Origin of the sequence: Mesorhizobium sp. CA4, assembly GCF_020165075.1 — a bacterium.
In the GTDB taxonomy this organism is placed as follows: domain Bacteria; phylum Pseudomonadota; class Alphaproteobacteria; order Rhizobiales; family Rhizobiaceae; genus Mesorhizobium.
Map to the genome: position 1 here is coordinate 56,583 of NZ_JAIUHK010000013.1, position 26,030 is coordinate 82,612.

The following is a 26,030-nucleotide window of genomic DNA, read 5'->3' on the forward strand; positions in this document are numbered from 1 at the left end:
CTTCGGCGCCTGCGTTCCGCCGCGAAAAAGCCGGGCGCGAAAAGTCGAAATTACTCTTTCGGCGGCTCGGCCGGAACCGGCGCCGTGCCAAGCCCGCTGACATTTCGAGCCCTGACGCGCGGCTTGAAGGCGCGGCCCGGCTCCGGCGCGCGACGCAGCACCGGATGGATCACCGGCTCCTTGGCGCTGAAGGCATAGGATTTTATCAGCGCCAGATAGTTCGGATAGACATAGCCGTTGTTCATCCGCAGCCATTCCTCGCGCCGGTCGCGAAACAGCTTGGGCAATCTGTACCAGGCAACCGTCGGGCTCTTGTGATGCACGAAATGCAGGTTGTTGTTGAGGAACAGGAACGACAGCGGCGAGCGTTCGACGATGATGGTGCGCCCTTCCGGATGCTCGGACCACTGATGCTCGGCATAGGTGCGCACCGAAATCAGCGACTGTCCGAGCCAGACCGGCACCAGCACATAGAGCCAGAGCGGGATGCAGAAGCCGAAGGTGACGATCGGCGCCACGACGGCAATGCCGATGGCATGCAGCAGCCAGGCCTTGCGGATCGCCTGGTCGCCGGCGGCGATCTGCCTGGCGTCGTCGATGAAGAAGCCGACCGACGACAGCCACGGTCCGAGGACGAGGCGGCCGACCATGGTGTTGTTGATCTTGAGCAGGAACTTCATAGCCTGCGGCAGTTCCTCATGCATCCAGAGCGCCTGGTAATAGCTCTCGGGATCGTCCAGCGGATCGGTCAGCCGCTCGTCTGCATGGTGGCGCAGGTGGATGGTCTTGAAACGCCGGAACGGCCAGACAAGCCCGATCGGCAGGAAGACAAAGGCTTCGTTGATCCTGGCACTGCGGGTCGGGTGGCCATGCAGCACCTCATGCATCAGCGAGGATTGGAGCGCCAGGATCAGCGCCAGCGCGATCAAAGCGATCAAGGGATAGGATGGCCAAAGCAACAAGCCGATTGCGAACCATGCGCCGTAGCAGAAGAGTGCGAGGAATACCGTCGGCCATTCGATTGCCGGTGCACTGCTGCGTCTCTTGCTGATGCCGGTATTCATGCTTGCCATGCTATCGACCACTGCCCTCCAGTCGCCGGAACCAATTCGATTCCTGACAACATTGTGTCAGGAGCCTGCTGTTACATCAACGCGAGAAAGCGCACAAACTGTTGCGAATGCGCATTTTTAGCCGCATATGTTATACATTGTAAACAAACTGGGGATTCGTTTCCGCCTGAGCCATGTTTAGACCGGCTCCGGCGCAAATTTATCCTCTCTGAAGCAGGAGCAGCGTTTTGGACAAGCGCGATCTTTCGACCCTGTTCAGGGAGCGGCTGAAATTGCTCTTGACACGCTCCGATTTGAACCAATCGGCCTTCGCGACGGCGGTCGGCATCGACCGCTCGGCGCTTTCGCAACTGCTTTCCGGCGCCTCGACCCGCCTGCCGCGCGCGGAGACGCTTCTCAACATCGCGGCCGAGTTCAAGGTGTCGCTCGACTGGCTGCTGGGCCTCTCCCACGACGAGGGCGTCACCGGCGAGATTAGAGAGAGCCTCGAGATCGAGGAGGCGCCGGACGGCTTCGACCGCACCTTGCTCGCCAAGTGGCATGCCGAGGCGGCAGGCACCAAAATCCGCTACGTGCCGGCGGGCATTCCTGACCTTCTGCGCACCGAGGCGCTGGTCGAATACGAAGCCGGCATCACCAACAAGAGCCGCGAGGCGCAGGCCGGCGAAACGCAATACCGCATCGACTATACAAGGCGGCCGGAGACCGACATGGAGGTCTGCATGCCGCGCCACACGCTGGAGATTTTCGCGCGCGGCCTGGGTGTCTGGGACCGTTTCCCGGAAGCCGAAAGGCGCAAGCAATTGCTGCACATGTCAGCCCTGCTCGACGACCTTTACCCGACTTTCCGGCTGTTCCTTTATGATGGCCGCATGCGTTATTCGATCCCCTACACCATCTTCGGCCCCTACCGCGCTGCGATCTATGTCGGCGACATGTATCTGGTGTTGAACGCCACCCAGCCGATCCGTACCCTCACCAGCCATTTCGACAATCTGATCCGCGCCGCCGACATCAACGCACACGAGGCGGCAAGCTTCGCGCAGAAGCTGGCCGCAATGTCCTTCCCGTCAGGCTCTATTTGATCACCTGCACCACTGCCGCAGCCGGACGGAACGCTCGTCGTCGAAGCTCCCTGCTTGTCGTCACCGCCTGCTCGGTCCACCACCCGACCAACGCCCGCACCGAGATCGAGGTCGAGATCACGCCGGCGGCGTGAGGTCCCTCTCGACTGCAAGCTCGTTGACTAGACATAAAGACTTCTTTATATCGTTATTTGAATTTCAAATACGAAAGCTATGGCCATGACCGCGACCAATCCCATCCACGCATTGCTGGCCGAAAAGGGCGTGCTTCTGGCCGACGGCGCCACCGGCACCAATCTGTTCGCGATGGGTCTGCCGGCCGGCGAGGCGCCCGAGCTGCTCAACGAGACGGCGCCCGAGACCATTGCCAGCCTGCATCAGAATTTCGTCGATGCCGGCGCTGATATCATTCTCACCAACTCCTTCGGCGGCACCCGCCACCGGCTCAAGCTGCATCACGCGCAGGACCGTGTGCACGAGCTGAACAAGCGCGCCGCCGAGATCGCCCGTTCGGTCGCCGATAAGGCCGGCCGCAAGGTGATCGTCGCCGGCTCCGTCGGCCCGACCGGCGAGCTGCTGGTGCCGCTCGGCGCCCTGACCTATGACGACGCCGTCGATGCCTTTGCCGAGCAGATCGAGGGTCTGAAGGCCGGCGGCGCCGAAGTCGCCTGGATCGAGACCATGTCGGCGCCCGACGAGATCCGCGCCGCGGCCGAGGCCGCCATCCGCGTCGGTCTGCCCTATACCTACACCGGTTCCTTCGACACCGCCGGCCGCACCATGATGGGGCTGCTGCCGAAGGACATCCACGCCGTCGCCGACGGGCTGCCGCAGGCCCCGCTCGGCGTAGGCGCCAATTGCGGCGTCGGCGCTTCCGATATCCTCGCCTCGCTGCTTGATATGACCGAGGCGAAGCCGGAGGCGACCGTGATCGTCAAGGGCAATTGCGGCATTCCGGAATTCCGCGGCAGTGAGATCCACTATTCCGGCACGCCCGAGCTGATGTCCGATTATGTGCGGCTGGCGGTCGATGCCGGCGCGAAGATCGTCGGCGGCTGCTGCGGCACGTCGTTTGCCCACCTTGCCGCCATGCGCAAGGCGCTCGACAGCCACACCAAGGCTGAGCGCCCGACCGTAGAGACGATCGTCGAACGCATCGGCCCGATGCGCAACAAAATGGCGACGGCAAACATTGCCGAAACCAGCGAAGGCAGGCGCGAACGCAGGCGCAGCCGCGCCTGATAGGCCTGCTTATTTGCTGTTTTCGGCGTAGCGCGACAGCGCCGTATTGAAATCGACGACGTTCTGGCTGTCGGAGTTCATCGTCGCCAGTGCGCCCGATGCGCCTGGATCGCTGATCTGCTCCAGCATCACGCGAAACCGGTCGTTATTGAGCGCCGAAAGCGCCGTGTTGCGGGCCGCATCGACATCGCTCCTGATGCGAGTGGATTCGGCGGACGATCCCCGCGCCGGCGCACTGGCCGCCGTCGAGTTCGCGTTCCCGATTGTCGTGATATGCACTGCTGATCCCTCAAATCTCTATCGGCATTGACTAACAGAAGTTCGGTTGCGGCGAAGTTCCCGAAAAGCTGCACAATTTAACGATCGCAAAAAGGCCGGCAGGATTTTGTCCCGCCGGCCCTCAGTCAATCGCAATGGCCTACTTATTGCCGTCCAGCGATGAGGCCAGGCGCACCAGCGACAGGAACTCCGCCCTGTAGCCGAACGGATCGGCGCCGCGCGCTGCGTTGGCGATCTCCGCGATCCGGTCATAGCTGAAATTCGCCGTCTGATCCTCGTCGCGCAGCTTCTGCCCGAAGGCCGCGACCGCGATCGAGAAGCGCTGGTCGGTGCCAGCCGCGTCGAAGGACTTGACCTCGTTGGCGGCGGTCACCGGCGTGGTGATGAGCTTCGAGACGTTCTCGTCCGGCAGCTTGTAGCGGATCTTGACGAAGGCATATTCGTCGGCATTGGCGACGCCGCCATTGTCGACCTTGGCCTGGCCGTAGCGCAGCGGATCGACCTGCTCGCCGCCGCTCCCCTTCGGCGTGATCTCGTAGACCGCCGTCACGGAGTGACCGGAGCCGATATCGCCGGCGTCGACGCGGTCGTTGTTGAAATCCTCCCGCTTCAGCGCGCGGGTCTCATAACCGACGAGACGATATTCGGAGACCTTGGCCGGGTTGAACTCGACCTGGATCTTGACGTCCTTGGCGATGGGGAACAGCGTCGAGGAAGCATCCTCGACCAGCACCTTCTGGGCTTCGGCCAGCGTGTCAATATAGGCCGCCGTGCCATTGCCGTTCTGGGCGATGGTCTGCATCATCTGGTCGTTGAGATTGCCGCGCCCGAAGCCGAACACCGACAGGAACACACCTGTCTTGCGCTCCTTCTCGATCAGCCGCTTGAGATCGTCGTCATCGGTCTGGCCGACATTGAAGTCGCCGTCGGTGGCCAGCATCACCCGGTTGACGCCATCCTTGACGAAGGATTGCTGCGCAAGCTTGTAGGCTTCGCGGATGCCTTCCTCGCCGGCCGTCGACCCGCCGGGCGCGAGATTGTCGATGGCCGCAAGGATCTTCTGCTTCTCGGCCGCCTTGGTCGGCATCAGCGCCGTCCCGGCATTGCCGGCATAGGTGACGATGGAGACGGTGTCGTCTGGCTTGAGCTTGCTCACCAGCAGCCTGAACGCGGATTTGAGCAGCGGCAGCTTGTCCGGCTCGTCCATCGAACCCGAGACGTCAATCAGGAAGACCAGGTTGGCCTTGGGCTGCTCGGCCGGCTTCACGTCGAAACCCTTGATCGCGACATGCATCAGCTTGGTGTGCTCGTTCCACGGCGTCGGCATGACGGTTACGGTCGAGTTGAACGGCGTCGCGGCCGAATCCGGTCCCTTCCAGTCATAGGGGAAGTAGTTGATCATCTCCTCGACACGGACAGTGTCCGGGTCGGGCAGACTGCCTTCCTTCAGCGAACGCCGCACGAAGGAATAGGAGGCCGTGTCGACGTCGATCGAGAAGGTCGAGACCGGATCCTGCGCCGTTTCATGCACCGGATTGGTCTTGAACGTCTCGATGCGATCGCGATTTTCCTCTTGCGGCTGCATCTGGTCGGATGGCATGGGCGCGGGCTGCACCATCAGCTTGGAATCAGCCATTGCCGGGGGAGACGCCGGAATAGCGGCCGCGCTGCTTGCCGGCGCCTGATCGGCTCTCGCGGCAGGCTGCAGGGCGCGCTTGGCCTGCGGCGCAGCCTCCTGCTTGAGCAGGCCGTCGACCTCTGTCGCCGGCTTCGGCACCGCCGGCGCCATTTGTGAGTTGGCCCGGGTCTCGGCGTCCGCGTCAGTCTTCTTTTCTTTAGCCCGCGCCGCTGCCCGCGCTTCGTTGATCGCGGGCTGTTCCGGCGCAGGCGTCTGCGCCGCCGGCTTGTCGGCCAGGCTCTCGGTGACCGTGCCGTTGCCGCCGACGACGGGCGGGTGGTCCTTCAGCATCTCGAAAGTGGCATAGCCGGCGATAGGCAGCGCGACCAGCGTGGTGATGGCCGGCGTGGCAATGAGTTTCCGTTGCATGACGTCTCTCCAGAGCATTCTTGCTCGCTCGGTGAGACGAAGGCCTGCCGGTGATCCTTGGGTGGCGGTGGAAAATTTTTCGTCCAAGTCGAAGGCCTGCATTGCGGCGGCCAGCGCGCGCGTCTTCGCCTCGCCGCCAGGCGCCGGTACCGCGAGATCGCGCAGCCTTTCGAGTTCGTTGTCGTCGACCATGGTCACACTTCCCCGGCTGAACGCATCAGCAGCTTCAGCCGTTTCTTCGCTTCATGGATGTGCCAGGAAACTGTCGTCTCCGAAATCGCCATCACCTCCGCCGCCGCTGCGTGGTTGAGACCTTCGCCATAGACCAGCAGCACCGCGTCGCGCTGCTTGTCGGGCAGCATCCGCACCGCCGCCCACAGCGCCTCGGCCGGATCGTCGCTCTCCGCCGACGCTTCGCCGGCGATCAGCGCATGGGCGCCATAGGCATCGGTCTTGGCGACGTCGCGGGCGCGCTTGCGCACCATGTCGCGCGCCGCGTTCAGCGTCATGGCATAGAGCCATGTCGTGAAGGCGCCGTTGCCCTGATAGTCGCGGATCGCGCGGCCGAGCCGCACACAGACGTCCTGGGCTATGTCCTCGGCGTCGGCCTTGCGCCCGCACCAGCGATAGGCGGCGCGATAGACGAAGCCATAGTGCCTTTCGAGCAGTTTGCCGAAAGCCCCCCTGTCTCCGCCCCTCGCCCGCCCGATCAGTTCGGCATCGGAGGCTTCGCCGTCGTCCAGCATCATCGCCATCATTTGCCTGTTGGACGAAGGCTAATGACCAATCCTTGGGGCGATGGAAAGATTTTTTGAGAAGGCAATTAGGCGCGATGGACGAGGTGTGTCGAGATTCGGGTCAGGCCGAGCCGGAGTCGAAGACGGGCGCGAAGCGACCAAACTGGGCGGTTTCCGAGAACCGGCCTACGCCGGCCGTAGCCGCCATGGAGCGGAGACACTTATGAGGGCTTCAGCCGGCGAAGAGCGTACTTGAAGTACGTGAGCACCGGAAGCGCAGGAAACCGCCATTTGCAGGCCGGCCTCACCCGAATATCGGCACACCTTATCCCAGCGTCTCTTTGAAGAACGTCGTCAGCCGCTTCCAATGCCTCTCGGCGCCCGCCTCGTCATAGACGCTGTGATCCTTGACGCACCAGCCATGGCCGACGCCGACATAGTTCTCGATGACGTGGTCGACCTCTGCCACCCTGAGCGCCTCCGCCAGCCGCGCCGACTGCTCGGGCGGGAAGCTGCGGTCGACGCCGGCGACGCCGACATAGACGCGCGCCTTGATGGAGGCCGCCTTGCGGTGCGGACTGTCAGGCGCGTCGCTGGCGAGATTGCCGCCATGGAAGCTCGCCGCGGCGGCGATACGGTCGGGATAGCTCGCCGCCGCGTTCAGCGCCCGCGCGCCGCCCATGCAATAGCCGACGACGCCAACAGGTCCGGCGATCCCCTCGGCGGCCAGAGCATCGAGGAAGGCGCTGCCGTCGCGGATGGTCATGCCCTGCGTCGTGCCGCCGCTCAGGATCAACAGCAGGGCCTTGGTCTTTTCCTCGGCAAAGGCGGTTTTGGGATCGAACGGACCATAGGGCGCATAGCGGTAGAAGAGATCAGGCACCAGCACGGCATAGCCATGCTCCGCGAGGCGCTCGGCCATCTGGTCGAGCGCCGGGCGCGGACCGAAAATATCCATGTAGAGGATGACGCCAGCCTTGGCCGGCGCGGCTGGACGAAACAGCCGTGCCTTCGCCGTGCCGTCCAGGGTCTTGATCCCGATGTCCTGCTTCGTCATTGCGCGCTCCGCCGGTTGCCAGGCGATAGATATCCGCGCCCCCCGGCAGGGCAAGCCGCAACCTCTCGATCGCGGTCAAGTTTCCGTGCGGTTCGGAAGAATGCCTACAGTCCGGCGAACGCCGCCATATGAAAAGCCTGGACATGGGCCGGATAGCGATACTTAGCGCCATAAGGACAAGCGTTGCGGTCGAGGCAGCCCCCGGCGCGGCAGGGTGCACCATCCGTGCCACGCACATGCACCAGGCACGCCTGGTGCGCGAAGCCATCCACCGAATAAGCGTCCACCGGACAGGATTTCAGGCAGGGTTTTGCGACACATGTGTCGCAAAGATGAATCGCTTCGTGAGCTTCCGGGGGAGAAATGTCGTCCTCGAACAGCAAGGCCCCGCGATAGGCATGCCAGAGTCCATAGGTCGGATGCATGAGGATGCCGAGCGGCGACGGTTTCAGCCCCTCAGCCCGCATCGCCCATTGCTGGAACGGCAGATAGGGCCGGTCTGAAGGCGACACGGCGCGGACGCCGAATTCTTGCGCCACCGCGCCGATCAGCTCGCGCGACCAGCTGTCGAGCGGGTTGGCAATGTCCCTCGCCTGTCGTTCCCGCCAGCGCCGGAAATGCGCCCATGGCGCCGCGCCCGCCTGCCCGATGACCAGCACCGATTTGGCTGGAGCGCCGGAAAGACCGGCCGGCGCCATCTCATCGTCGCCGAAGCTGAAACCGCCGCGCAGGATCAGGCCGTCGGCCGCGAGCGCGGCCGCAATCTCCTCGACCGTGCCGCGGGAAAAAGTCATCCTTTCCGGTCCGGATCGGAGAACGCGCTCCGCCAGACTTCCTTGTGAATGATGTTGGCGACTTTAGCCCGGCCTGACTCGGGCTCCTTTCACGTGAAGGCGTCGGGCATCGAGCCCTTCCTCTTGGCGATGAAGTCCTTCAGCGCCTCGTCGATGGCCGGATCGAGATGCGGCGCCTCGTAGCTTTCAAGCCAGCGGCGGGCAAGCTCATTGGCCCGCTGCGGGGCGGTCTTCTCGCCTTCGGCCAGCCACTGTTCGTAGGAATTGTTGTCGGCGATGCTGGAGCGGTAGAAGGCCGTCTGGAAATTCGCCTGGGTGTGGTCGCAGCCGAGATAATGGCTGCCCGGGCCAACCTGGCGGATGGCGTCCATCGCCTGGCCGTTTTCGGACAGGTCGACGCCCTCGGCAAACTTCTGCTGCATGCCGAGCTGGTCGATGTCCATCATGAATTTTTCGTAGCAGGAGGCGAGCCCCCCCTCGAGCCAGCCCGCCGAATGGAGCACGAAATTGGTGCCGGCGAGGATGGTCGAGTTGAGCGTGTTGGCGCTCTCATAGGCTGCCTGCGCGTCCGGGACCTTCGAGGCGCAGAGCGAACCGCCGGTGCGGAATGGCAGGCCGAGCCGTCGCGCGAGCTGTGCCGCACCATAGGAGACCAGCGACGGCTCGGGCGTGCCGAAGGTCGGCGCGCCGGACTGCATCGAGATCGACGAGGCGAAGGTGCCGAACAGCACAGGCGCGCCGGGCCGGATCAGCTGGGTGAACGAGGCGCCGGCGAGCACTTCGGCCAGCACCTGCGTCAGCGTGCCGGCAACCGTCACCGGGCTCATCGCGCCGGCCAGGATGAAGGGCGTGACGATGCAGGCCTGGTTGTGGCGCGAATAGACTTTCAGCGCCCCGAGCATGGTCTCGTCAAACACCATCGGCGAGTTGGCATTGATCAGGCTGGTCAGCACCGTGTTGTTCTCGACGAAGTCGTCGCCGAACACGAGCTTGGCCATCGCCACCGTGTCCTCGGCCCGCTCCGGCGCCGTCACCGAGCCCATGAACGGCTTGTCCGAGTAGCGAATATGCGCGTAGATCATGTCGAGATGGCGCTTGTTGACCGGCACGTCGACCGGCTCGCACACCGTGCCGCCCGAATGGTGGATCGACGGCGCCATATAGGCGAGCTTCACGAAATTCTGGAAATCCTCGATCGTCGCGTAGCGGCGGTTGCCGTCGAGGTCGCGCACGAAGGGCGGGCCGTAAACCGGCGCAAACACGGTTGCATTGCCGCCGATCTGCACCGAGCGCTCCGGATTGCGCGCATGCTGGGTGTAGATCGAAGGGGCTGTCTTCAACAGCGAGCGGCAAAGGCCCTTGGGAAAGTGCACGCGCTCGCCCTTGACGTCGGCGCCTGCCTCTTTCCACAGCGCCAGCGCCTCGGCGTCATCGCGGAAGATGATGCCGGTTTCTTCCAGCACGGTGTCGGTGTTCTTCTCGATCAGCGCCAGCCCCTCCTCGTTGAGGACCTCATAGACGTTGATCTTGCGCTTGATGTAGGTGAGCTGGGTGCCCGGGCCGCCGCCCGATCGGGCCGCCCGGCGTGCCGCCGCGCCGCCGCTGGCGCCGCGTCCGCGCCGTCCACCTGACGCTTCCTGCTCGACTGCCGCGTTATCGCTCATGATCGTCTTCCTATAACTTGGCCTGAATTGGCTGGGGCGGCCCATCGTCACCGCTTCTTGCCGGATCGTAGCCATGCACCCTATTGGAAACGGCCAGCCAGCGCCAACGCCTGTCGCAAAATCGACAAGAAAAGCGCCAATTTTTCAGTCGCTTTCCTTTTGCGGGAAGTCGCAAATCAGCTATGGCTAGCTTGCCCTCGCGGGTTAGGTATTGGCGCATCGATTTTTAGGCTGCCGCAGTCATTCCGAGCAGCAAGGAGCCCGAGAAAAATGTCCGACGACGAGATCATCCTTTCCGAGCTTTCCGACGAGGAACTCGTGCAGCAGATGCATGACGACCTCTATGACGGGCTTAAGGAGGAAATCGAGGAAGGCACCAACATCCTTCTCGAGCGTAATTGGGCGCCCTACAAGGTGCTTACCGAAGCGCTGGTCGAAGGCATGCGCATCGTCGGCGAAGACTTCCGCGACGGCATCCTGTTCGTGCCGGAAGTGCTGCTCTCGGCCAACGCCATGAAGGCCGGCATGGCCATCCTGCGTCCGCTGCTCGCCGCCACCGGCGCGCCGAAGCAAGGCAAGATGGTGATCGGCACCGTCAAGGGCGACATCCACGACATCGGCAAGAACCTCGTCGGCATGATGATGGAAGGCGCCGGCTTCGACGTCATCGATCTCGGCATCAACAACGCGGTCGAGAAGTATCTCGACGCCATCGAGCAGCACCAGCCCGACATCATCGGCATGTCGGCCCTGCTCACCACCACCATGCCCTATATGAAGGTCGTCATCGACACGATGAAGGAAAAGGGCATCCGCGACGACTATGTCGTGCTGGTCGGTGGCGCGCCGCTCAATGAGGAATTCGGCAAGGCCGTCGGCGCCGACGCTTATTGCCGCGACGCCGCGGTGGCGGTGGAGACGGCCAAGGATTACATGAAGCGCAAGCACAACGTTCGCGCTTCCGCCTGACCCAGGGCATCAGGATGGACCGACAAGAAAAGCCGCGCCTTGCAGCGCGGCTTTTTTGTTCCCAGATGATAGGCGAGGCTGCCGATCAGTTGACGGTGTCTTTGACCGCCCTTGCCGTCGATTTGACATCCTTGCCGACGCCCCGGATGGTGTTGGCGCAGGCGGTGAGTGCAAGCGCGCAGGCCAGGATGGCAATCGGCGCGATGCGTAGCAGTTTCATGGACGGTGTCTCCCTCGACAGATATTAAGCCCCGCAGCGAAAGCCGGCCCGACTTGGTCAAGACGCAAAAAACGGAACCGAATCAAACAGACAGGCTGCTCGTCATCGCCTGCGGGATGATTGCGCGCGAAGTTTTGGCCGTCAAGCAACGGCTAAAGCTCGACCATCTCGAGCTGACCTGCCTGCCGGCCGAGTTCCATTTCTATCCGGACCGCATCGCCCCGGCGATGGACAAGGCGATCGAGAAAGCCAAGGCCGAAGGCTACCAGCGCATCTTCGTCGGCTACGCCGATTGCGGAACCGGCGGCCTGCTCGACCGCGTCATCGAGAAGCACGGCGTCGAGCGCATGGCCGGACCGCATTGCTTTGCCTTCTACCAGGGCATGGACGCCTATGCGAAGGTGGCCGATGACGACATGATGTCGTTCTACATGACCGACTTCCTCTGTCGCCAGTTCGAGGCCTTCTTCATCAAGCCGCTCGGCCTCGACCGGCATCCCGAGCTGATCAAGGATTATTTCGGCAACTACGAGAAGCTGATCTATCTCGCCCAGACCGACGACCCGGAGCTCGATAAGGTCGCCGAGAAAGCCGCCGTCATGCTCGGCCTCACCTATGAGCGCCGCTCGACCGGCTATGGCGACCTGACCGGCGAACTGGCGCGGGCGGCGCAGGGCGCTGCACGAGACGCCTAACCTTCAGGCCTGCTCCAGCGCCGCAAGCACGTCAGCAAAGCTGGTCCTGCAGACGAAGCCCAGCCTCTCCCTCGCCCGCGACGGGTCGTAGACGCGGTCGATCGAAGAGAACATCGTCCAGCCCTGCTTGGCAAAAAGGCGCGGATATTCCGGAAAATAGCGCGCCACCACGGCCGGCGCGTCGGCGATCAGCTCGGCGCAATCCTGCGGCCGGAACGGCGTCGGCGCCGAGACGATGAAGATATCGAAGCCCAAGCTCGGCGCCTTGTCCAACGCCGCGACATGGGCCTCGGCCGCATCCTCCACCGTCAGCCGCCGGAACAGCAATTCGTTGGCCTTGGTGTTGGCGTCCGATTGCTCGATCGCATGCGGGTCGTCCGCTTCGGGAAAGAAGCGCGCCGTGCGCAGCACCACGACCGGCAGTCCATGCTGAAGATTGTAAAGGCGGCACAGATGCTCGGCGGAAAGTTTGGTCACGCCGTAGATGTTGCGCGGCTCCGGCGACATCTCCTCCGTAAGCCAGGCGGCCTTGCGCGCGCCGCCCTGGAAACCGGCGCGGATCGCCTGCGAGATCATCAGCGACGTCGTCGAGGTGAAGACGAAGCGCTCGACCCGCAGGCAACCGCCGCGTCGAGCAGGTTCAGCGTCCCCTGGATGTTGGCCGCGACGAAGGCCGTATTCTCATTATGCTCGATGTTCGGCTTGTGCAGCGCGCCGCTGTGAATGATGGCCTCGATGCGATTGTCGCGGACAGTTCCGAAGACCAGCTCGCGATCGGCGATCGAGCCGACGACTTGCGTACGCGCCGAGGCAACCGGATCGAGACCGACCACCTCATGGCCGAGCGCTTCGAGCCTCGGCTTGAGCGCGCCGCCGAGCCAGCTGGACGATCCCGTGAGCAATATCCGCATCGATCAAACCGCCATTTTTCGAGCTCACGCTGTTAAGCATGGATGACAGGCGATGGCGAACCGGTAAGTTGTGCGCCAGCGATGGAAAAACTGTTCCAGCCATTGATTGAGGAAACACATTTCATGACGCCTCGCCTGCTTTTTGCCGCCCTCGGCCTCATCGCCCTCACCTTGCCCGCCCATGCCGACGGCGAAGTGCAGAAGCTGATCACCGCCGCCGACAAGACGCGACTGGATAGATACGGCGAGACGCGCAAGGCGGCCCTCGAGGAGGCAAAAGCCGGCAATCCGTCGGAGGTCAAGCAGTTGGATGACCTGCTCGCCAAGCCACTTGTCGCCTTCTCCGGCAAGGACCTCACGGGAAACTGGAAGTGCCGCACCATCAAGGCAGGCGGCCTGAGCCCGCTCGTCATCTATGGTTGGTTCAAGTGCAAGGTGACCGACGACGGCTCCGGCTGGCGGCTTACCAAGGTCAGCGGCTCGCAGCGCACAACCGGCCGCTTCTTCGACGACAACGAGAAACGCGCCATCTATCTCGGCTCGTTCTCGGTCAATGACGACAAGGCCAAGCCCTATGGCAGCGGCCCCGAAAGCGACCAGGTCGGCTACGCCTTTCGCAACAGCGCCAGCGAATGGCGCATCGAATTCCCCGCGCCCTATTACGAATCGAAGCTCGATATCATGGAATTCAAGCGCTGAACCGGGCGCTGAAACACCTGACTGAGGGTCTTGGGCACACCAAGGATTAACCCGCTCCGCATAGCATGCGCCCGATTTTCATAGCGGGTGCTTGCCGTGGCAGCGTCGGAATCGAGTACGCGACCGATCGTGGTCGTCACTGAAGGTGGCCCGCATATCTGGGCCATCGTCAATGCGCTTGCCGACCGCGTCGGTCCTGTCAGCGTCATCCTCGAATCCGCTGAATCCAAAAAGCGCCTGCTCATCGGCCGCGCGCGACGCCAGGGCTGGATCTCGGCCATCGGCCAGCTCGGCACGATGGTGCTGACGAGACTCGGCAAGCGGTTCCTGGCCGGTCATGCCGAGAGACTGATCACCGAGGAGAAGCTTGCGACCGAGCCGCGGCAGGGCCAGACGATCATCCATGTGCCTTCAGCCAACGCGCCTGAATGCCTGAAAGAAATCAACAGCATCAAACCTGGCGTCGTGCTGCTTGCCGGCTGCAGGCTGCTGTCGAAGGATACGCTGGCAAAGATGCCTTGCCCGGTGCTCAACTATCACGCCGGCATCGCGCCGAAATATCGCGGCATGAATGGCGGCTACTGGGCGCTGGCCTGCGGCGATCGAGGGAATTTCGGCACCACCGTTCACCTGGTCGATGCCGGCGTCGACACCGGCGGCGTGCTGAAGCAGGCACGCGGCAGGCCAAAGACCGGCGACACGATCGCCAGCTATGCGCTGCGGCAGGCCGCCTTTTCGCGCGATATATGCGTCGAGGCGGTCGGCAATGCGCTGGCCGGCAGACTGGAAACGATCGATCCGGGCCTACCGTCGAAGCAATGGTATCACCCGACGATCTGGTTCTACCTCTGGACCGGCCTGACCAAGCGCGTCTGGTGATCAGCCGGCAACCGAATCCAGCATTCGCTTTGCGTCATGGCCAGCGTCGCTTTTGAAGGCGCGCGCGTCGTCCCATAACAAGCGGCTCAACCACGCATGCGGCAATGCTCCATGACTTCGAGGAGTTGAGAATTCATGGCCGATCTGATCGTCGTCTACTGGCGCGACATCCCAGCCCAGGTCATCGTCAAGAAGGGCCGGCAGAACGCCAAGCGCGAATTGCCGCTGCGCTTCACTGAGGCGATCGACATGTGCGCCATGCGCACCGGCGCTGGCGGCACCGACGACTATCTGGCGGAATGGCGCAAGGCCGACCCGGTTCCGGTCGGCGACGACATCGAGGCCGAGGTCGAGAAAGCCTCTCAGGAACTCGACGCGAAATATGACCGCGAGCGGCTGGTCGCTCTGGTCAAGGCTGGCGGGAAAGAAAATGTCTGACGAGCAGCCGACGGTTACCCAGGCCACCTTGGTCAAAAAGGCAGCGCCGAAATCCGACTACAAGCCCGCCGACGTGTCGCCGCAGCGGCGCGTCCAGCGCACTTTTGCCGTCAGACTCTGGTCCATCCGGCACTCGCGACTGCTCGAATGGTTCTACAGCCGGTTCGCCGATGCCTTCCTGCTCCTGCATCCTCTGTGGAAGGGCATCGGCTACAGCCGGGTCGAAGCCCCGGTGAAATTCATCGAGAAGCGCGTCAAGGGCTTCATGTTTGACTGCCGTATGTGCGGTCAATGCATCCTGTCGTCGACCGGCATGTCGTGCCCGATGAACTGCCCGAAGCAGCTTCGCAACGGCCCCTGCGGCGGCGTGCGCGCCAACGGCAATTGCGAGGTCGAGCCAGACATGCCTTGCGTCTGGGTCAAGGCCTGGGAGGGCTCGCGCAACATGGTGCATGGCGACAAGATCCTGGCCGTGCAGAAGCCGGTCGATCAGTCGCTGCGCGAAACCTCGGCATGGCTTAGGGTGACGGCGCAGGCCGCCGCAGCGCGTGAAGCCGCCCAGAACCAGCAGAACACCGGAGCTTCAGCATGAGCGTCCGCCACCAGCGCGACGAGAACCCGGCCGGCATCCACCTGCCGCTTGAGCCCCTGCCCGGCCACACCTCGCGCGGCCGGCTGGAGCGCGTGCTGCGCCGCGGCGAGTTCGCGGTGACGACCGAGCTCAACCCGCCCGACAGCGCCGATCCGGAAGACGTCTACAACCGCGCCAAGATCTTCGACGGCTGGGTCGACGCCATCAACGCGGTCGATGCCTCGGGCGCCAACTGCCACATGTCCTCGGTCGGCATCTGCGCGCTGCTCACCCGCATGGGCTACGCGCCGATCATGCAGATCGCCTGCCGCGACAAGAACCGCATCGCCATCCAGGGCGACGTGCTGGGCGGCGCCGCGATGGGCGTCGCCAATATGCTCTGCCTCACCGGCGACGGCGTGCAGGCCGGCGACCAGCCCGGCGCCAAGCCGGTGTTCGACCTTGATTCCATGTCGCTGCTCGAAACCATCCGCATCATGCGCGACAACGGCAAGTTCCTGTCCGGCCGCAAGCTGACGACGCCACCGCAGGTTTTCCTCGGTTGCGCGGTCAATCCCTTCGCGCCGCCCTACGACTTCCGCCCGATCCATCTCGGCAAGAAGATCGCCGCCGGCGCGCAGTTCGCGCAGACGCAGTATTGCTTCGACGTGCCGATGTTCAAAGCCTTCATGCAGAAGGCGCGCGACCTCGGCCACACAGAAAAGCTCTTCCTGCTCTGCGGCGTCGGCCCGCTCGCTTCCGCCAAGACCGCGAAATGGATCCGTTCCAACGTGCCGGGTATCCACATCCCCGATGCGGTGATCAAGCGGCTGGAAGGCGCGCAGGATCAGAAGAAGGAAGGCAAGCAGCTCTGCATCGACATCATCAACGAGGTGAAGGAAATCCCGGGCGTCGCCGGCGTCCATGTGATGGCCTATCGCCAGGAGGAATATGTCGCCGAGATCGTCGATGAATCCGGCGTGCTGAAAGGCCGCCAGCCCTGGAAACGGGAGATCCGCCGCGACGATCAGATCGTCGCCGAACGGCTCGACCACATACTGCATGACGAGATTACCGAAACCCAGGTGGATATGGTGAAGACCGCGCACTGATGTATGTCGCCCAAAGCGGGAACCGGTTTGGTGCAACGACACACATGAACTTAAAATCTAAGAGCGCGGACGGCACGCATTCACTTGAACCAAATCAGATAACGATATAAAGAAGTCTTTATATCCCGACGGAGAGATTGCATGACCCGCACCATCGTCGCCTCGGCGACCCGAGAAATCGTCATCGGCTTCGACCAGCCCTTCTGCGTGATTGGCGAGCGCATCAACCCGACCGGCCGCAAGAAGCTGGCCGCCGAAATGGTGGCCGGCAATTTCGAGACCGTCATCAAGGACGCGCTGGAGCAGGCCGCCTGCGGCGCCACCATGCTCGACGTCAATGCCGGCGTCACAGCCGTCGACCCCAATGCCACCGAGCCGGCGCTTCTCGTGCAAACGTTGGAAATCGTGCAGGGCCTCGTCGACCTGCCGCTGTCGATCGATAGCTCGGTCAGCGCCGCGATCGAGGCCGCGCTGAAGGTCGCCAAGGGCCGTCCGCTGGTCAACTCCGTCACCGGCGAGGAAGAAAAGCTCGAGGCCATCCTGCCGCTGGTCAAGAAATACAACGTCCCGGTCGTCGCCATCTCCAACGACGAGACCGGCATCTCGATGGATCCGGACGTCCGCTTCGCCGTCGCCAAGAAGATCGTCGAGCGCTGCGCCGATTTCGGCATCCCGGCGCATGACGTCGTCGTCGACCCGCTGGTGATGCCGATCGGCGCGCTGGGCGATGCCGGACGCCAAGTGTTCGCGCTGCTGCGGCGGCTCCGCGAAGAACTCAAGGTCAACACCACCTGCGGTCTCTCCAACATCTCCTTCGGCCTGCCGCACCGCCACGGCATCAACGCCGCTTTCATCCCGATGGTGATCGGCGCCGGCATGACCTCGGCAATCATGAACCCGGTCCGGCCGCAGGAGATGGAAGCCGTGCGCGGCGCCAATGTGCTCAACGGCACCGACGAGAACTGCACCAACTGGATCCGCACCTACAAGGATTACAAGCCGGCCGAAGGCGGCCAAGCGGTTGCGGCTCCAACAGCCGTCAATGCGCCCGGCGAAGGCAACGGCAATGGCGGCCGTCGCCGCGGCGGCCGCGAAGCCCGCATGGCCAGGGGGTAAGCGCGCAACCGTGAGCCCCACCGCAAACAATGCTGGTCCGATCGCATCGCGGATGCGCTCGGACAGCTCTGCTTTGCGTTCAGACCACGCCCGATATGGCGTCGAACAACGCCATTCCCGCCCACGATCCGAAGATGCCCGTCACGCCGCCGACGATGAAATCATCGTCATGGGCGGGCCAGTACGCGTGCAGCAGCAGCGCACCGACAATCGCGCCGACAATCCCGGTGGCGAGGTATTGCGGATTGCGCAGCCACGAGCCCTTGATCACGCGCACCATGGTGAACGCGGTGAAGATGGCGGAGAGCAGCAGATCCGACATGGTTGGCCCCTGGACCAACGGACTCTCCGCCCAATAGTAAAACGATCCGTTAAACGGCATCGGCAATTGCCATCGAGACACATGCCAGCATGAATCCTCCCCCCAACATCACCGATCCGCTCGTCCTGTTCATGCCGTCGGGCAAGCGCGGCCGGTTCCCGGTCGGCACGCCGGTCCTCGATGCGGCGCGCCAGCTCGGCGTCTATGTCGAAAGCGTGTGCGGTGGCCGCGCCACTTGTGGGCGCTGCCAGATCGAAGTGCAGGAAGGCAATTTCGCCAAGCACAAGATCGTCTCGTCCAATGACCACATCTCGCCCAAGGGCGCCAAGGAAGAACGCTACGAGCGCGTGCGCGGTCTGCCCGAGCGGCGTCGCCTCTCCTGCTCGACGCAGATCCTCGGCGACCTCGTCATCGATGTGCCGCAGGACACGGTCATCAACGCGCAGACCATCCGCAAGGACGCCGACACCAGGGTGATCGCCCGCGATACGGCGATCCGCATGTGCTATGTCGAGATTGAGGAGCCCGACATGCACAAGCCCCTCGGCGATCTCGACCGGCTCAAGATCGCCCTGATGAAGGACTGGGGCTTCAAGAATCTCGAATTCGACTTCTATCTCATGCCGCAGGTGCAGGGCATCCTGCGCAAGGGCAACTGGACGGCCACCGCTGCCATCCACAAGGATGCCGACAGCGACATCGCGCGCGTCATCGCGCTGTGGCCCGGCCTGAAGAACGAAGCCTACGGCCTTGCCTGCGACATTGGCTCGACCACCATCGCCATGCATCTGGTGTCGCTGCTGTCGGGCCGCGTCGCCGCATCTTCCGGCACGTCCAATCCGCAGATCCGCTTCGGCGAGGATCTGATGAGCCGCGTCTCTTATGTGATGATGAACCCGGACGGCCGCGAAGGCATGACGGTCGCGGTGCGCGAGGCGGTATCCGGCCTCGTCGACAAGGTCTGCGCCGAAGGCAACGTCCAGCGCGCCGACATCCTGGATTCCGTCTTCGTCGGCAATCCGATCATGCATCATCTGTTCCTCGGCATCGATCCGACCGAGCTCGGCGGCGCGCCCTTCGCGCTTGCCGTCTCCGGCGCCGTGCGCATCAAGGCGTCCGACATCGGCCTGAAGCTCAACCAGGGCGCGCGCCTCTATATGCTGCCCTGCATTGCCGGCCATGTCGGCGCCGATGCTGCCGCCGTAACCCTTTCGGAAGGGCCGCATCGCCAGGACGAAATGATGCTGATCGTCGACGTCGGCACCAACGCCGAGATCGTGCTCGGCAACTCGGCGCGCGTCGTCGCGGCCTCCTCGCCTACCGGCCCGGCCTTCGAGGGTGCTGAGATCTCCGGCGGCCAGCGCGCGGCGCCCGGCGCTATCGAGCGCGTGCGCATCGATCCGGACACGCTCGAGCCGCGCTACCGCGTCATCGGCTCGGAGCTGTGGTCGGATCAGCCGGGCTTCGCCGAAAGCGTGCAGGCGACCGGCGTCACCGGCATTTGCGGTTCGGGCATCATCGAAGTGATCGCCGAGATGTACCTGTCGGGCATCATTTCCGAGGACGGCGTCGTCGACGGATCGCTCGGCATGCGTTCGCCGCGCATTGTGCCGAACGGCCGCACCTTCTCCTACGTGCTGAAGGAGGGCGAGCCGAAGATCACCATCACCCAGAACGATGTGCGTGCCATCCAGCTTGCCAAGGCGGCGCTCTATGCCGGCACCAAGCTGTTGATGGAAAAGCAGCACACCGACCATGTCGACCGCATCCATTTCGCCGGTGCCTTCGGCTCCTTCATCGATCCGAAATACGCCATGGTGCTCGGCCTCATCCCGGATTGCGACCTCGACAAGGTCTCGGCCGTCGGCAACGCCGCCGGCGCCGGCGCGCGCATGGCGCTGCTCAATCGCGGCTATCGGCGCGAGATCGAGGAGACGGTGAGCAGGATCGAGAAGATCGAGACGGCGCTTGAGCCGAAATTCCAGGAGCACTTCGTCTACGCCATGGCGTTGCCGAACAAGGTCGACCCCTTCCCCAAGCTGGCGGCCGCGGTGAAGCTGCCGCCGCGCAAGACGGTGGGCGAGGACGGCGCCGCCGGCGATGCCGCCCCTCGCCGGCGTTCGCGCGAGGAACGCGCGGCACGGCGCGGCCGCGGCTAGAGCATGATCCCGAAAAGTGGAAACCGGTTTTCGGAGAAGATCCTGCTCCAACAAAGAGTTAGATCAGGATGGCGAGTCAACGAAACGTCATCCCGATCTAACGTTTCAGCTCATTCCGCGGCCCCTGCGGCCGCGGCGTTGGTTGCCTTGACGGCGCTCTTGGGACGTTGCGGATGCAGCAGCCCGATCAATGGTTTTTCAACGATCAGATAGAGCATCGCCGAGAGGGCAAGCGTGGCGACCAGGATCGACGCCGGCTGCAACGCTGCCGGCAGGCCGGTCCTCAAGACGACGCCAGTCGTCAGGACGCCGACCACGACATGCCACAGATAGATCGAATAGGACGCATCGCCGAGAAATGTGGGCAAGGCAGCCGGCTTGAACGGCCGCGCCCGCTCGGCAAAAACCGCGCCCGCCACGATCAATGCGGCCGGAAGTCCCCAGCGCAAGGCACGCGGCAAATCGGCATCGAATAGTGGGCCGGCCGCAAGGAGAAGAAATCCCGCGCCAGCCATCGCCAGCCCCACCCCGAGCGGCAGCCTGGCACCTTGCAACCACAAGCGCCCGACAACGACGCCGGCCGCGAACTCGATCACGACGGGATCGGTGAAGGCATGCGCATATCCGGCCGGAAGGACGAAATGCAGCGCGACGATGGCGACAAGCGCGCCGGTGAGAACGCCGAACCGCCACCGCTCGCCCAGGAACAGGACAAGCGTGAAAACGAGATAGAACATCATTTCATAGCAAAGCGTCCAACCCTGTATGACGATGGGATGCAGCGCGCCCTCCTGCAGGACCGGCAGGAAGAACAGCGAGCCCAGGAAATTCGGGACACTGAAGAAATGGCCGTAGAAGAATTGCGGCTTGAGCACGATGCCCGCCGCGGTCAGCAGCGTGACGATCCAGTAGAGAGGCACGATGCGGGTGATCCGGCGTCCCATGAAACGCCAGGGATCGGCCGGCCTGCCGGCCGTCGTCACCCACATGATGAAGCCGCTGATGACAAAGAAGATGTCGACGCCGGCCGCCCCGACGTCGAGCGGACCGCCGAACTGCTCGCTGACGTGAAAGCAAACGACCGCGCAGGCGGCGAGGCCGCGCAGATATTGGATACTATGTATGCTCGTCACGATGCCCTGACCCGTATCGCATCATGCTGCGATGCACATACCCCACGCCGCATTGCACAATAACAATGCAGCCGCTCGCCTCTGTCAACCACCGATGGCAGCTATTCGGATTGAAACGGGCGCGCCGGTCTGCCCAATCATTTGAATGCAATGTTTCCGGATCCGCGGGATCTCGAAACCGAAACGCTGTTTTCGCGAAATCGACCCGATACATGCGTGACGCATTTAGCGGCCATCGCATGGCGGCTGAAGATTATGCACATCGCCCAAAAGCGCTTCGCGGCTTTGGGACAAAGACATGCAACTTCGGCTGCCACGCTCTTCAAGGGAGATGAAAATGTCGATGTTTGGAAATCTCAGCCGCTTCGGTGTCACCATCAGGCAGGCTCATGCCAGGAACAAGGCGATCCGCGCGCTCAACGATCTGCCGGCGCATGTCCAGAAGGATATCGGCTGGCCGGCCTCGCCGCCGAGCGACCCGCAGGCAGCCCTTCACGCGCTGCTTCTAGGCACGCCGCGCTGATGACCTTCGCCGACAAATGCAAGCTGCTCGGCAAGCGCCGGGGCCGCAATACGGCCCTGGCTGCCGGCGACAACAAACTGCGCGCGGCGCTGCGCTGGAGCAATGCCGGGAGAAGTGCGCAGCGGTTGGGCTCGGCGACGCAGCCGTAGCCTTCCGTTCGAATCGCGCAAACAAGGAACTCCCACCGTCGCAACGCCGATGCGCCAGCGGCTAAACCTTGACATTTTTAACTGAGGTACAATCTTGGAATAGCGGGGGAACTCTCTTAGTCGGCTCTGCCGAAATGCGTGTATCCGCATGCCCAGCTTGAAAAGCCGTCTCGTTTCGTTCGTTCTCAGGCACAGCCGCAAGAAGGCGTTTTCCAGTCCCGAGAACCTGCACCGTTGGATCGCCTACGCCCGCAAGACCGAAGACCATCATCCGCCGGCCTTGCTCAAGGCGCGGGTAGACATCACCGAGACCGAAATCGACGGCTTTCCCGTCTATGAGATCGCGCCGAAGGCGGGCGAGCGCCGGCGCATCCTCTACATGCATGGCGGCGCTTACGTTTTTCAGATCACCTCCTACCATTGGGGGCTGATCGCCGAGATGGCCGAGCGTCTCGGTTTCGGCATCACCGTGCCGATCTACCCAATAGCGCCCGAGCACGATTTCCATGACATGTTCGGCATGGTCGGCAACGTCTACCGCCGCATGCTCGATGAGACCGAGGCCGAGGACATCATCTTCATGGGCGATTCCGCCGGCGGCAACATGGCGGTCGTGCTGACCATGATGGCGGCCGAGGAAGGCCTGCCGGCACCGTCGCATCATGTACTGATCTCGCCCGGTCTCGACGTTTCGCTTGCAAATCCCGAAGTCTTCGAGGCCGAGCGGCAGGATCCATGGCTGGGCATTCCGGGTGGGCTGGAAGCGGTGCGGCTCTACAGCGCCGGTTTCGACCGCAACGACTGGCACATCAGCCCGCTTTACGGCGACTTGTCCGTGCTGCCGAAGACGCTGCTGCTGACCGGTTCACGCGACATGCTGACACCAGATAATCTCATCTTCGCCGAACGCGCGCGCGCTGCCGGCGTCGAGGTGGACGTGGTCTATGAGGAAGGCATGTTCCACGTCTGGCCGCTGATCGAGATGCCCGAGGCGCGCCGCGCGCGCGACAGCATCGTCGACTTTCTCAGCGTTCCCGCAGCCCTCCGGACTCGCGCCCGGCGCAGGACAAAGGCTGATTTCGCAGCCCGGCCCGCACCGGCGGCTGAATAGCTCAGAACTTGCCGGTCTCGCGGAACAGTTCGAACGTCGCCCGGATGTGGTCGGCCACGGCCTTCACCGGCGCGCTCGCATCGGGCGCCACCACCATGGCAAGGTTGTAGGTGCCGATCTCGGGCATGCCGTCCTTGGCGCCCAGCGAGACCATCTCGTCGCCGAGGAAGGACTTCGGCAGCGGCGCCACCGCGAGGTCGGCCATGATCGCGGCACGCTGGCCGGCCGTGTGGGCGCTCATATAAGCGATGCGGTAGTTGCGGCCCTCGCGTCCAAGCGCTTCCAGGGCGCCGGCCCGCCAGGCGCAGCCTTCTTCCCACAGCGACACCGGCAGCGGTTCGCGCAGATGCGCGCAGCCGCCCTTGGCCCCGGCCCACACGATCGGCTCGGTCAAAAGCACCTCCGCGCCGACCGCACTGGTCTTGTAGGAATTGGTGAGCAGCGTGATGTCGAGCGCGCGGTCGTCCATGCGCCGGCGCAGATTGATGCTCTGGTCGATGGTGACGTCGACGGCGATCGACGGATGCGACTGGGCGAAGCGCTTCAGCACATGCGGCAGCACACGCTCGCCGTAATCGTCGGGGGAACCGAGCCGTACCACGCCCACGATGTCGGGGATGATGAACTTCGACACCACCTCGCGGTTGATCGACAAAAGCCGGCGCGCGTAGCCGAGCAGCATCTCGCCATCCGTGGTCAGCGTCACCGAACGCGCGTCGCGCGCGAAGACGGAACGGCCGAGGATATCCTCCAGCTTCTTGATCTGCATGGAGACGGCCGATGGCGTGCGGAACACCGCATTGGCGGCGGTGGTGAAGCTGCCGGTCTCGGCAATCGCCACGAAGGTGCGCAGCACATCGAGGTCAAGCAGCGGCAAAGGATGATTGAGCGGGGCGTTCATGGCAGCCTGCCTTCAAATTTTCTGATGCAATCCATCATTCCATTTCGTTTGATTGAACATCACTCCAGGCGCATAGTCAACTCGATCGATACAGGATGCTGCCAAAAGCAGCCATGAAACGACCCTGACACAGTCCTGCAATCGACGTGAAATGAAGCTGAAACAGACTTGGTTTAACGCAATGACGGGCGCCCTCCCTGCCCGCATAGAGGAGAAAGAAATGTCTATCTTGTCTTCCATCGGTCGGCTTGCGACCGAATTCAGCGCGGCACGCGCCCGCTACCAGACCGAACGCGCCATCCATGCGCTGCCGATCGAACTGCAGAAGGATATCGGCTGGCCGGAAGCCGCCGATGCCAAGACCGGCTTGCGCCTCGGTGTCGGAAGTTGGGCCGGAGCAAAGTAATCGAGTGTGTATGAAGTTCTGAAGGCCTGCCGCGTCAGCTCGGCAGGCCTTTTTGTTTACGGCTTTTTGTTTGTATTCAAACCACTTTTCCGGCCATGCGGCTGCTGCATGACGCATATGAGCCATCCGCATAGCGGGTTAACAGACCTATTAACCCCCCGAAAATAATGGAAAATTTTGGGCACGCTGCCCAAGGATGTCGCAAGCCATGTCGCTTTTCATATCAAGCGCTTCGCTTTTGCGATTTAGATTTTGCTGAACTGAGCCTATATCACCGTCAGCCAAAACGAGCTGCCCCACTCCATTAAGCGAAGGCGACCCGTCTGAGCAACCAAATGGAGACGATGATGAAGCTCTTTGCCCGCCTGTTCACCCGCCGTGAAATGAACCTGACAACCGCTATGGAACGTCAGCGTCTTGCCAAGACCATGCCCGGCCAGACCGGCGCCATGGCTGCTGCCCGCCTCGGCTTCGTCGCCTGAGACAATTCGGCATGCTGAATTCCAACGCCGCCCGGCTTGCCGAGGCGGCGTTTTCATTTGGGCATTGCCACCTGACGTCGGCGAAGAGCCGCCCTGCAGTTGCACGAATTGCCCATTTGCGACCCGTGTCGCAAATTTAATCTTCACTTAGCCGCCTACCCGATTGACAGGAATGATTTTTCCTGTTGTCGCTATGCTGTTCGCGACATCCTGTTCGCGTCATGGCTGCGTGAGGTTTCCCCGTGAATGCCGTAAAGCATCCGATCAAGAGATCGTTTGTATTCTTCCTCATTCCCGATTTTACGATGATCGCCTTCGCGACGGCGCTGGATCCGCTGCGCTCGGCCAACAGAATGCTCGGCTATGAAGCTTATCGCTGGCGGCTGGCCAGCATAGACGGCAAGCCGGTGCGCGCCTCGAACGGCGTCGAATGCGCCGTCAACACCTCGCTCGAGGAAGAGCGCAAAAAGATGGCCGGGCCGGATCGGCCGAACATGGCGATCGTCTGCAGCGGCATCAATGTCGAGCGCTACCACAACAAATCGGCCTTCGCCTGGCTGCGCGAGGAATACAACCGCGGCGTCGCCGTCGGCGGCCTGTGCACCGGCGCCCATATCCTGGCCGCCGCCGGCCTGTTGTCCAACAAGCGCTGCGCCATCCATTGGGAGAACCTGCCGGGCTTTTCCGAGGCATTCCCGAAGGCCAATGTCTTTGCCGACCTCTTCGAGGTCGACCAGAACGTCTACACCTGTGCCGGCGGCACCGCCGCGCTCGACATGATGCTGAAGCTGATCGGCGACGATTTCGACGAGAGCCTCGTCAATCGCGTCTGCGAGCAGGTGCTGACCGACCGTGTGCGCAGCCCGACCGACCGCCAGCGCCTGCCGCTGCGCGCCCGCCTCGGCGTTCAGAACTCGAAGGTGCTCACCATTATCGAGCTGATGGAAGCCAATCTTGCCGAGCCGTTGTCGCTGATCGAGATCGCCGACCATGTCGATCTGTCCCGCCGGCAGATCGAGCGCCTGTTCCGCACCGAAATGGGCCGCTCGCCTGCCCGCTACTACCTGGAGATCCGGCTCGACCGCGCCAGGCACCTGCTCATCCAGTCGTCGATGCCGGTGGTCGAAGTGGCCGTCGCCTGCGGCTTTGTCTCCGCCTCGCATTTCTCCAAATGCTACCGCGAGCTCTATGCGCGCTCGCCGCAGCAGGAGCGCGTCGACCGCAAGCAACTGCTGGCGGCTTAAGCAGGCAGAGGC

The 26,030-nt window shown here is 63.1% G+C and carries 28 protein-coding genes and 1 pseudogene; 17 read left to right on the forward strand and 12 right to left on the reverse strand.

Annotated elements, in window-relative coordinates; translation table 11 throughout:
* Positions 1-50 precede the first annotated feature (50 nt).
* Complete coding sequence (locus LB528_RS13100; protein ID WP_224511473.1) at positions 51-1,064, reverse strand: fatty acid desaturase; 1,014 nt, start codon at positions 1,062-1,064, stop codon at positions 51-53.
* A 236-nt stretch (positions 1,065-1,300) separates the two neighbouring features.
* On the opposite strand from LB528_RS13100, the gene LB528_RS13105 reads away from it, so the two are divergent.
* Both LB528_RS13105 and bmt read left to right on the forward strand, forming a co-directional pair.
* Positions 1,301-2,158: a helix-turn-helix domain-containing protein gene (locus LB528_RS13105; protein WP_224715198.1), complete on the forward strand. Its 858-nt coding sequence runs from the start codon at positions 1,301-1,303 to the stop codon at positions 2,156-2,158.
* Positions 2,159-2,377: 219 nt separating this feature from the next.
* Positions 2,378-3,400: a betaine--homocysteine S-methyltransferase gene (gene bmt / locus LB528_RS13110; protein WP_224511092.1), complete on the forward strand. Its 1,023-nt coding sequence runs from the start codon at positions 2,378-2,380 to the stop codon at positions 3,398-3,400.
* 9 nt (positions 3,401-3,409) lie between these two features.
* Here the strand turns inward: bmt and LB528_RS13115 are convergent, their stop codons facing one another.
* The 6 genes from LB528_RS13115 to LB528_RS13140 form a co-directional block, all read right to left on the reverse strand.
* The gene (locus LB528_RS13115) at positions 3,410-3,679 is read right to left on the reverse strand and encodes a hypothetical protein (RefSeq protein WP_224715199.1); all 270 of its coding nucleotides are present in this window, start codon (positions 3,677-3,679) and stop codon (positions 3,410-3,412) included.
* A gap of 139 nt (positions 3,680-3,818) precedes the next feature.
* Entirely contained in the window at positions 3,819-5,918 is a 2,100-nt protein-coding gene (locus LB528_RS13120; RefSeq protein ID WP_224715200.1) for a vWA domain-containing protein, read from the reverse strand.
* 2 nt (positions 5,919-5,920) lie between these two features.
* Complete coding sequence (locus tag LB528_RS13125) at positions 5,921-6,481, reverse strand: RNA polymerase sigma factor (RefSeq protein WP_224715201.1); 561 nt, start codon at positions 6,479-6,481, stop codon at positions 5,921-5,923.
* Between the two features lie 307 nt (positions 6,482-6,788).
* Entirely contained in the window at positions 6,789-7,520 is a 732-nt protein-coding gene (locus LB528_RS13130; protein WP_224715202.1) for a dienelactone hydrolase family protein, read from the reverse strand.
* Positions 7,521-7,624: 104 nt separating this feature from the next.
* Positions 7,625-8,314: a 4Fe-4S dicluster domain-containing protein gene (locus LB528_RS13135; RefSeq protein WP_224715203.1), complete on the reverse strand. Its 690-nt coding sequence runs from the start codon at positions 8,312-8,314 to the stop codon at positions 7,625-7,627.
* A gap of 89 nt (positions 8,315-8,403) precedes the next feature.
* Positions 8,404-9,978, reverse strand: coding sequence for a trimethylamine methyltransferase family protein (locus LB528_RS13140; protein ID WP_224715204.1), 1,575 nt, complete (start codon positions 9,976-9,978; stop codon positions 8,404-8,406).
* Positions 9,979-10,248: 270 nt separating this feature from the next.
* Here LB528_RS13140 and LB528_RS13145 point away from each other — a divergent pair, with 270 nt between their 5' ends.
* Positions 10,249-10,947 carry a corrinoid protein gene (locus LB528_RS13145; protein WP_224511077.1) on the forward strand — a complete coding sequence of 233 codons (699 nt, stop codon included), beginning with the start codon at positions 10,249-10,251 and terminating at the stop codon, positions 10,945-10,947.
* 85 nt (positions 10,948-11,032) lie between these two features.
* Here LB528_RS13145 and LB528_RS13150 read toward each other — a convergent pair whose 3' ends face one another.
* Positions 11,033-11,167, reverse strand: coding sequence for an entericidin A/B family lipoprotein (locus LB528_RS13150; RefSeq protein ID WP_041003961.1), 135 nt, complete (start codon positions 11,165-11,167; stop codon positions 11,033-11,035).
* Between the two features lie 53 nt (positions 11,168-11,220).
* On the opposite strand from LB528_RS13150, the gene LB528_RS13155 reads away from it, so the two are divergent.
* Positions 11,221-11,862, forward strand: a complete 642-nt coding sequence (locus LB528_RS13155; RefSeq protein ID WP_224715205.1) for a DUF1638 domain-containing protein — start codon at positions 11,221-11,223, stop codon at positions 11,860-11,862.
* 3 nt (positions 11,863-11,865) lie between these two features.
* Here LB528_RS13155 and LB528_RS30545 read toward each other — a convergent pair.
* A pseudogene (locus tag LB528_RS30545) lies at positions 11,866-12,773 on the reverse strand (NAD-dependent epimerase/dehydratase family protein).
* A gap of 123 nt (positions 12,774-12,896) precedes the next feature.
* Between LB528_RS30545 and LB528_RS13165 the strand changes: the two are divergent.
* From LB528_RS13165 to LB528_RS13190, 6 genes are all read left to right on the forward strand, one after another.
* The gene (locus LB528_RS13165; RefSeq protein ID WP_224715206.1) at positions 12,897-13,472 is read left to right on the forward strand and encodes a DUF4893 domain-containing protein; all 576 of its coding nucleotides are present in this window, start codon (positions 12,897-12,899) and stop codon (positions 13,470-13,472) included.
* 96 nt (positions 13,473-13,568) lie between these two features.
* On the forward strand, positions 13,569-14,351 hold the full coding sequence (locus LB528_RS13170) for a formyl transferase (RefSeq protein WP_224715207.1): 783 nt from the start codon (positions 13,569-13,571) through the stop codon (positions 14,349-14,351).
* A gap of 135 nt (positions 14,352-14,486) precedes the next feature.
* Positions 14,487-14,789 (forward strand): virulence factor, encoded by a 303-nt coding sequence (locus LB528_RS13175; protein ID WP_224715208.1) that lies wholly within the window; start codon positions 14,487-14,489, stop codon positions 14,787-14,789.
* Positions 14,782-15,381 carry a methylenetetrahydrofolate reductase C-terminal domain-containing protein gene (locus LB528_RS13180; RefSeq protein WP_224715209.1) on the forward strand — a complete coding sequence of 200 codons (600 nt, stop codon included), beginning with the start codon at positions 14,782-14,784 and terminating at the stop codon, positions 15,379-15,381. The genes LB528_RS13175 and LB528_RS13180 overlap by 8 nt, the downstream gene beginning before the upstream one ends.
* Positions 15,378-16,472, forward strand: coding sequence for a methylenetetrahydrofolate reductase (locus LB528_RS13185; RefSeq protein WP_224511063.1), 1,095 nt, complete (start codon positions 15,378-15,380; stop codon positions 16,470-16,472). Before LB528_RS13180 ends, LB528_RS13185 begins: the two co-directional genes overlap by 4 nt.
* A gap of 141 nt (positions 16,473-16,613) precedes the next feature.
* Positions 16,614-17,588, forward strand: coding sequence for a methyltetrahydrofolate cobalamin methyltransferase (locus tag LB528_RS13190; RefSeq protein ID WP_095764928.1), 975 nt, complete (start codon positions 16,614-16,616; stop codon positions 17,586-17,588).
* A gap of 79 nt (positions 17,589-17,667) precedes the next feature.
* Here LB528_RS13190 and LB528_RS13195 read toward each other — a convergent pair whose 3' ends face one another.
* A complete protein-coding gene (locus tag LB528_RS13195) occupies positions 17,668-17,910 on the reverse strand; it encodes a hypothetical protein (RefSeq protein ID WP_224511061.1) in 243 nt (80 codons plus the stop codon).
* 89 nt (positions 17,911-17,999) lie between these two features.
* Here LB528_RS13195 and LB528_RS13200 point away from each other — a divergent pair, with 89 nt between their 5' ends.
* Complete coding sequence (locus LB528_RS13200) at positions 18,000-20,069, forward strand: ASKHA domain-containing protein (RefSeq protein ID WP_224511059.1); 2,070 nt, start codon at positions 18,000-18,002, stop codon at positions 20,067-20,069.
* A gap of 110 nt (positions 20,070-20,179) precedes the next feature.
* Here LB528_RS13200 and LB528_RS13205 read toward each other — a convergent pair whose 3' ends face one another.
* The gene (locus tag LB528_RS13205) at positions 20,180-21,202 is read right to left on the reverse strand and encodes an acyltransferase family protein (protein WP_224715210.1); all 1,023 of its coding nucleotides are present in this window, start codon (positions 21,200-21,202) and stop codon (positions 20,180-20,182) included.
* Between the two features lie 337 nt (positions 21,203-21,539).
* Between LB528_RS13205 and LB528_RS13210 the strand changes: the two genes are divergently transcribed.
* The 3 genes from LB528_RS13210 (at position 21,540) to LB528_RS13220 (ending at position 22,985) form a co-directional block, all read left to right on the forward strand.
* The gene (locus tag LB528_RS13210; protein ID WP_181174730.1) at positions 21,540-21,725 is read left to right on the forward strand and encodes a hypothetical protein; all 186 of its coding nucleotides are present in this window, start codon (positions 21,540-21,542) and stop codon (positions 21,723-21,725) included.
* Positions 21,725-21,874 (forward strand): hypothetical protein, encoded by a 150-nt coding sequence (locus tag LB528_RS13215; protein WP_224715211.1) that lies wholly within the window; start codon positions 21,725-21,727, stop codon positions 21,872-21,874. Before LB528_RS13210 ends, LB528_RS13215 begins: the two co-directional genes overlap by 1 nt.
* Before the next feature lie 148 nt (positions 21,875-22,022).
* Positions 22,023-22,985, forward strand: coding sequence for an alpha/beta hydrolase (locus LB528_RS13220; RefSeq protein WP_224715212.1), 963 nt, complete (start codon positions 22,023-22,025; stop codon positions 22,983-22,985).
* Position 22,986: 1 nt separating this feature from the next.
* On the opposite strand, the gene LB528_RS13225 is transcribed toward LB528_RS13220, so the two are convergent.
* The gene (locus LB528_RS13225) at positions 22,987-23,886 is read right to left on the reverse strand and encodes a LysR substrate-binding domain-containing protein (RefSeq protein WP_042645025.1); all 900 of its coding nucleotides are present in this window, start codon (positions 23,884-23,886) and stop codon (positions 22,987-22,989) included.
* A 220-nt stretch (positions 23,887-24,106) separates the two neighbouring features.
* Between LB528_RS13225 and LB528_RS13230 the strand changes: the two genes are divergently transcribed.
* The 3 genes from LB528_RS13230 (at position 24,107) to LB528_RS13235 (ending at position 26,018) form a co-directional block, all read left to right on the forward strand.
* On the forward strand, positions 24,107-24,292 hold the full coding sequence (locus LB528_RS13230; protein WP_095764923.1) for a hypothetical protein: 186 nt from the start codon (positions 24,107-24,109) through the stop codon (positions 24,290-24,292).
* A gap of 347 nt (positions 24,293-24,639) precedes the next feature.
* Positions 24,640-24,774 carry a hypothetical protein gene (locus tag LB528_RS30200; protein WP_263483928.1) on the forward strand — a complete coding sequence of 45 codons (135 nt, stop codon included), beginning with the start codon at positions 24,640-24,642 and terminating at the stop codon, positions 24,772-24,774.
* A gap of 305 nt (positions 24,775-25,079) precedes the next feature.
* Positions 25,080-26,018 carry a GlxA family transcriptional regulator gene (locus tag LB528_RS13235; RefSeq protein WP_263483932.1) on the forward strand — a complete coding sequence of 313 codons (939 nt, stop codon included), beginning with the start codon at positions 25,080-25,082 and terminating at the stop codon, positions 26,016-26,018.
* Positions 26,019-26,030 lie beyond the last annotated feature (12 nt).